A 948-nucleotide genomic window follows, 5' to 3' on the forward strand; every position below is an offset into this window, starting at 1 on the left:
CCTTAGTCTTCGCCTTATCCATTCGTCAAGGGTTTTCATTATGCTTTTCGCGTCTGCTAATCCAAAATAGTTGACCCATCCTGTTGTTATTTGATTTAGTCTTTTTATTCTGTTTTCCATGCTTATTCCCTTGTTCCGATTGGTTATTTCTCTTACTTTTTCCTTAAACCTTTTGATGGATTTTTCATGGATTCTTATTCTTACTTCGTTTTCTTTTGTGTAGAATGAAAATCCAAGAAATTTTCTTCTCCATGGTCTATCTACAGCACTTTTTGCTTCGTTGACTTTTAGTTTTAATTTGCTTTCTATGAATTTCTTTATGCTCTTCATTACTCTGTTTCCTGCAGACCTGCTTTTTACATATATGTTGCAGTCATCTGCATATCGGCAGAATTTGTGCCCTCTCCTTTCAAGTTCTTTGTCTAGTTCGTCCAACATTATGTTTGCTAATAGGGGACTTAATGGCCCTCCTTGGGGTGTCCCTTCTTCTGTTGATATTTTGATTCCGTTTATCATTACTCCTGATTCTAGGTATCTTCGTATTAACTTTAGTACTCTTTTGTCCCCTATCCGCTTTTCTAGTTTGGACATTATTATGTCGTGGTTTACTCTGTCAAAGAACTTTTCTAAGTCCATATCTACAACCCATGTGTATCCTTCATTTATGTATGCTTCTGCGGCTTTTATTGCGTCTTTTGCACTGCGTCCTGGTCTGAATCCATAACTGCTATCTGAAAATGTATGGTTGTAGACTTTATTCAGTATTTGGGCTATTGCTTGTTGTATTAGTCTATCTAGTGCTGTAGGTATTCCTAGTAGTCTTACTCCTCCATCTGGTTTGGGAATTTCTACTCTTCGCACTGGTTGTGGTTTGTATTTCCCCTCCAGCAGTTGTTGTTTTATGGTTGGCCAGTTTTCTTTGAGATACGGTAGAAGTTCATCTACTTC

At 37.4% G+C, this 948-nt stretch carries 1 protein-coding gene; it reads right to left on the reverse strand.

What is annotated here, in order from left to right:
- Nucleotides 1-948: group II intron reverse transcriptase/maturase (gene ltrA, locus DXX99_RS10975; protein ID WP_115793506.1), on the reverse strand; the 948-nt coding region annotated here is incomplete at both ends.

This window comes from Ammonifex thiophilus (assembly GCF_003368535.1).
In the GTDB taxonomy this organism is placed as follows: Bacteria; Bacillota; Desulfotomaculia; order Desulfotomaculales; family Ammonificaceae; genus Ammonifex; species Ammonifex thiophilus.